Below are 5,690 nucleotides of genomic sequence, written 5' to 3' on the forward strand. Positions count from 1 at the left end.
GGTGGGCGGTTCACCTCCTTCGTGAACCGCCCACCCGGCCACAGCCCTTTCCCCTTCCCTGCCCCGCCCTTTACCCAAGCCCGACCCGGGTGTGCGGCATGATCTGTACGGATCAACCGCCGACCGAGGAGCCACCGATGCACCGCTCCGCGCGCACCGCCGCCCTGGCCGCACTCGCCCTGCTCGCCGCCGCCGGCTGCGCGGCCACCCCCGCAGGGGCCCGCACCCAGCCGCCCACCGGCTCCGCCACCGCCGCTCCCGCACCCAGCGGCTCGGCCGCCTGGACCGGCGGCTTCCGCGGCTACGGCACCGCCCAGTGGCAGCGCTCCTGGGGCGTCGCGGGCCAAGGTGCCTGGGGCGCGGCCGACTTCACCGCCGTCGAGGACCGGACCGCCCCCGACGGCGGCCCCGCGCTCCAGGTGACGTACGGCGCCGGCTCCTCCGCCAACTCCTGCACCGACTGCCCTAATCCGGGCGGCGGCCAGTTCTACACCGACCTGAACGCGCTCGGCCTGTCCGCCCTCGCCCAGGGGCCCACCCTGGACCTCAAGTACTCCCTCCGCTTCCCCACCGGCCGCGACTGGGGCAAGGCCGGCAAGCTGCCGGGCCTGTACGGCGGGAAGATCGGCCAGGAGTCCGGCGGCAACCACGGCGCGGGCTGGTCCACCCGCTACATGTGGCGGGGTGCCAACGGCAGCCCCGACAACGGCGAGGTCTACCTCTACACCCCGACCAACTCCGGCCCGACCGGCTACGGTGTGGACGAGGGCCTGGGCGACTGGCACTTCCAGGCCGACGACCGCTGGCACACCGTCGAGCAGTCGGTGAACCGGAACACCGGCGAGGTCACCGTCTGGTACGACGGCCGCCAGGTGTACTCCGCCAGGGTCGCCTCCGGCATCGCCTCGATCCCCTTCGGCGGGGTGCTGTTCTCGACCTTCTACGGCGGCCACGACACCAGTTGGGGCCCGGCCAGCACCCAGCGCGCCCAGTTCGCCGGCTTCTCGCTCTCCGCCGGCGTCCAGCACTGACGAGCGGGGGCCTCACCGCCCTCGTCAAGGGGGTTTCCGGACTCCGGGATCCCAGCTGGAAATGGTCGGTGAAGGGCGTCCAAACATGTAGCGGTCATGCCATACTGCGTCGGTGACCTCAGCCAGCCCAGCGACACCCCCGCACCGCTCCAGGCCCCAACTGGGCCGGAAATTCACCATGCTGTGGTCGGCCTCGTCGATCTCGGCGGTCGGCGACGGCATGCGGGACTCGTCGCTTCCGTTGCTCGCCCTGGCCATCTCGGACTCCCCCTCGGCGGTGTCCGTGGTCGCGGTGGCCGGATCCCTCCCCTGGCTGCTGATGGCCCTGTTCGGCGGCGTCATCGCCGACCGCTTCGACCGCCGCCGGCTGATGTGGACGATCGACTTCGGCCGCGCCGCCATCCTGCTGGGGTTCGCCGCCTGGGTCTTCTCCACCACCCCGCCGCTCGCCCTGCTCGCCGCCCTGGCCTTCGTCCTCGGCTGCGGGGAGACGGTGTTCGTGAACGCCGCCACCTCGACCATCCCGGACGTGGTCCGCTCCGAGCAGCTGGACGTCGCCAACGGCCGTCTCCAGGGCGGCCTGCTGGTCGGCCGGATGATCGGTCCGCTGGTCGGCACCAGCCTGTTCGCGATCGCGGCCGGCTACCCGTTCACCGTCGACGGCGTCTCCTTCGCCCTCGCCGCCGCCCTGGTCGCCGCGACCGGCCGCTCGGGCTCCCCCCGGGCGCGGTCCGAGCGCCGGGTCATGGCCGAGGTCCGCGAGGGCGTCCGCTGGCTGTACGGGCACAAGCAACTGCGCCTGGTCGCCTCGCTCTCCGCCGTGGCCGCGGGCGCCTCCTCCCTCGGCATCACCATGATGGCGCTGCTGGTCACCCGCACCCTGCACGAGCCCACCTGGGCCTTCGGCGCCGTCCTCGCCACCGGCGTGGCCGGCGGCACCGCCGCCAGCATGGTGGCCGGCCGGATCGGCGAGCGGCTGGGCCGGCGGGCCCGGATCACCCTCGCCTTCGTGCTGATGGGCTCCTCGCTGCTGCTGATGGGCCTGAGCCCCTCGGCGTTCGCGGTGGCCCCGCTGTTCGCGCTCGGCAACTTCGGCGTGGTCACCTGGAACGTCCAGGCGATCTCGCTGCGCCAGCAGACCGTGCCCAAGGAACTGCTCGGCCGGGTCAACAGCTGCTACCTGATGCTCTCCCGGGTCGGGATGCTGATCGGCGCGGGCCTCAGCGGCTGGATCGGCTCCACCGTCGGCATCCGCACCCCGATCGTCATCGCCGGTGCGCTGATCCTCGCCGCGCTGTTCGTGATCCCGCGGATGGGCGACCTCGAACCGGCCCCGGCGCCCGTCGCCGAGGAACAGCCGGTCGAGCAGCGCGCGGGCTGACCCGTCCTGACCGACTGACCGACTGACCGACTGACCGACCGCAGGCTCGACGGCGGCGGCTCCCTCCCCCGGGGGAGCCGGTTCCTCCTCCCGGCCGAGGCCCACCCCCGGTCCGGCTGCGAGCGTTGGGGCACCGCCCCCGCCGCACCGGAGAGCCCCCATGACCGCCCTCGCCCAACTCCCGCCCGCCACCGGCCGCCTGCGCACCGCCTGGGCCGCCGCCCACACCCCCGTCCCCGGCGTTCCGCGCTGGGCCGGGCTCGCCGCCCGGGCGGTGCCGCTCACCGTCCTGCCGTCCAGCGCCTGGCGGATCGCCACCTGCACCTTCCACGCCCCGCTGGACGGCGACGCGGTGCAGGACTCCGGCAGCCTCCCCTGGTGGCTGCCGCTGGAGCTGTACGTCGTCCTGCTGTCGGCCGTCTCCGAGCTGCTCGCCTTCACCGCGCTCGGCCTGGTCGCCCGCTGGGGCGAGGTGCTCCCGCGCCGGCTCCCGCTGCTGGGCGGCCGACGTGTCCCGGTCGCGGCGGCCGTCGTCCCGGCCGCGCTGGGCGCCGCCGCGCTCAGCGTCGGCACGCTGCTGTTGACCGTGCTGCTCTCGACCGGCCGCGACCTCCGGGGCCGACCGCTGCCCGACGGCCTCCCGATGCTGTCCGGCGACTGGCACACCGTCGTCCTGGTCGCCTGCTACGCCCCACTGCTGCTCTGGGGCCCGCTGCTGGCCGCCGTCACCTGGGCCTACCTCCGCCGCCGACGCGGTCCCTCGTCATGAGCGCACCTGCGCACACACCATAGACTGCGGGCATGAGCTCCGGCGCCGATCTGGCAGATGCACACCGCTCGCAGCAGCGGGCCGAGGCGCGGCTGGACGTCGCCGCCTCCGTCCTCTCCCTGCTGGCCGACCGCACCCGGCTGGCGCTGCTGGAGCGGCTCGGCCGGGGCGAGGCGGACGTGACCACGCTGACCGAGGCGACCGGGGCCGCCCGACCCTCGGTCAGCCAGCACCTGGCCAAGCTGCGGCTGGCCGGGCTGGTCGCCACCCGCAAGGACGGCCGGCGGGTGGTCTACTCGCTGCGCCACGGGCACCTGCGCCGGCTGGTGGACGAGGCCCTGAACGTCGCCGACCACCAGATCGGGCACCTCCCCCCGCACGACTGAGCCCCGGCCGGTCCGCGCAGGTCGTTCCGTCCGACAAACAGGTGCACACGTATGCACGCATTGCCTATGATGGGCGCACCACCACCCCCACCTCCGCCCCGGGACGGGCCCATGCTGACCGTGCTGCGCAACCGCACCTACCGCCACCTGTTCACCGCCCAGGTCGTCGCCCTGGTCGGCACCGGCCTGGCCACCGTGGCGCTCTCGCTGCTCGCGTACTCGATCGCCGGGAGCGACGCCTCGGCCGTCCTCGGCACCGCACTGGCGATCAAGATGGTCGCGTACGTGACGATCGCCCCGGTCGCCGGAGCCCTCGCCGGGCTGGTCCCCCGGCGCACCCTGATGGTCGCCATGGACCTCACCCGGGCCGCCGTCGCCCTCACCCTGCCGTTCGTCGACCGGGTGTGGCAGGTCTACGTCCTGATCTTCCTGCTCCAGGCCGCGTCCGCCGCCTTCACCCCGACCTTCCAGGCCACCATCCCCGAGGTGCTGCCCGCCGAACGCGACTACACCCGGGCGCTGTCGATGTCCCGGCTCGCCTACGACCTCGAATCGCTGTTCAGCCCGGCACTCGCCGCCCTGCTGCTCTCCGTGGTCCCGTACCACTGGCTGTTCGCCGGGACGACCGCGGGCTTCCTCGCCTCCGCCGCCCTGGTCGTCTCCGCCGTGCTGCCCAGGCCCCGGCCGGTCGAACGCACCGACGGGATCTACCGCAGGGCCGCGTTCGGCACCCGGCTGTTCCGGGCCACCCCACGGCTGCGGGCACTGCTCGCCCTGGACCTCGCGGTGGCGGCCGCCGGCGCCATCGTCTTCGTCGACACCGTCAACGTGGTCCGCGACCACTTCCACCGCCCGGTCGGCGCCGTCTCGCTGGCCCTCGGCGCGTACGGCGTCGGCTCGATGCTCGCCGCCCTGCTGCTGCCGCGGCTGCTCACCCGGGTCAGCGACCGGTCCGTCATGCTGCCCGCCGCCTTCGCCCTGCCCGGCGTCCTCGCCGCCGTCACCGCGATCACCGCCGCCCCGGCCGGCACCGGCAGCTGGCTCGCCCTGCTCGCCGCCTGGGCCCTGATCGGCGCCGCCGGCTCGGCCGTCCTGACACCCGGCGGCCGGGTGGTCCGCCGCTCCGCCGCCGACCCCGACCTGCCGGCCGCGTTCGCCGCCCAGTTCTCGCTGTCGCACGGCTGCTGGCTGCTCACCTACCCGCTGGCCGGCTGGCTCGCCGCCGGCGCCGGACTCCCCGCCACCGCGGTCGTCCTGGGCGCGGTCGCACTCACCGCCGCCCTGGCCGCCACCGCCCTGTGGCCCGCCCGGGACCCGGACGCCCTCAGCCACCGCCACACCGAGCTGCCGCTCGGCCACCCCCACCTCGCGGACGCCCGCCCCACCCCCGACGGCAGCTGGCAGCACGGCCACCACTACGTGATCGACCAGCACCACCACGCCTGGCCCCACCCACCCCGCGCCGCACTGAACTGAACTGAGCGGTGGGGCCGACGGACGGCCGGCCACGGTCCCACCGGAGCCGCGGGTCAGCCCCTGGTCACCGGGATGCTGTGCGCGGCCATCGCCGCCGCCAGCCGGTCCGGCTCGTCCGGGGTGATCACCGGCTTGACCCGGGCGCCGAGGTCGACGACGAAGGCCACGCTCTTGTCGATCCGCCCCAGGTCCAGGTTGAAGTAGTGCACGAAGTCCCCGGATCCCCAGATCCGCCACCGCCCGCCGACCCGGGTCAGCGGCACCTGCCGCAGCCCGCGGATCCGCCCGTACGGGATCCGCTTGGCGGACGCCAACGGGAAGTAGTACCGGCGAATCACGAGCTCACGCGCGGTGCACGTCACCAGACCGTCGTTGTACATGCGGGCCAGGCTAGCCCCGGCCCCCCGCGCAAGCCCTCCCATCGGAGGCCGGTCCGGGCAGGTCCGCCCGGACGTCGCATTGGGGGGACTACCTGGTGATACGCATAGCTCCCCGCGGACGTGCACCTGGGCGGACCCGGAAATGCGAAAAGGCCCACCCGGTCACCCGGGTGGGCCTTTTCTGAATGATTGTTCGGCGGCGTCCTACTCTCCCACAGGGTCCCCCCTGCAGTACCATCGGCGCTGTGAGGCTTAGCTTCCGGGTTC

Annotated in this window: 6 protein-coding genes and 1 rRNA gene; 5 read left to right on the forward strand and 2 right to left on the reverse strand. The window is 74.2% G+C overall.

Going from position 1 to position 5,690, the window contains the following annotated elements; all coding sequences use genetic code 11:
* The first annotated feature begins 137 nt into the window (after positions 1-137).
* The 5 genes from ACFXOZ_RS41935 (at position 138) to ACFXOZ_RS41955 (ending at position 5,043) form a co-directional block, all read left to right on the forward strand.
* Positions 138-1,031, forward strand: a complete 894-nt coding sequence (locus ACFXOZ_RS41935) for a polysaccharide lyase (protein ID WP_380595308.1) — start codon at positions 138-140, stop codon at positions 1,029-1,031.
* 178 nt (positions 1,032-1,209) lie between these two features.
* Positions 1,210-2,412 carry an MFS transporter gene (locus ACFXOZ_RS41940; protein WP_380595310.1) on the forward strand — a complete coding sequence of 401 codons (1,203 nt, stop codon included), beginning with the start codon at positions 1,210-1,212 and terminating at the stop codon, positions 2,410-2,412.
* 160 nt (positions 2,413-2,572) lie between these two features.
* On the forward strand, positions 2,573-3,181 hold the full coding sequence (locus ACFXOZ_RS41945; RefSeq protein ID WP_380527458.1) for a hypothetical protein: 609 nt from the start codon (positions 2,573-2,575) through the stop codon (positions 3,179-3,181).
* A gap of 32 nt (positions 3,182-3,213) precedes the next feature.
* Positions 3,214-3,567: a metalloregulator ArsR/SmtB family transcription factor gene (locus ACFXOZ_RS41950; protein ID WP_350508582.1), complete on the forward strand. Its 354-nt coding sequence runs from the start codon at positions 3,214-3,216 to the stop codon at positions 3,565-3,567.
* A gap of 111 nt (positions 3,568-3,678) precedes the next feature.
* Positions 3,679-5,043, forward strand: coding sequence for an MFS transporter (locus ACFXOZ_RS41955; protein WP_380595311.1), 1,365 nt, complete (start codon positions 3,679-3,681; stop codon positions 5,041-5,043).
* Between the two features lie 53 nt (positions 5,044-5,096).
* On the opposite strand, the gene ACFXOZ_RS41960 is transcribed toward ACFXOZ_RS41955, so the two are convergent.
* Entirely contained in the window at positions 5,097-5,423 is a 327-nt protein-coding gene (locus ACFXOZ_RS41960; protein WP_375897148.1) for a hypothetical protein, read from the reverse strand.
* A 191-nt stretch (positions 5,424-5,614) separates the two neighbouring features.
* Positions 5,615-5,690, reverse strand: a 5S ribosomal RNA gene (gene rrf, locus ACFXOZ_RS41965); the annotation flags it as partial.

It is taken from the genome of Kitasatospora sp. NPDC059160 (genome assembly GCF_042755465.1).
Lineage (GTDB): Bacteria > Actinomycetota > Actinomycetes > Streptomycetales > Streptomycetaceae > Kitasatospora.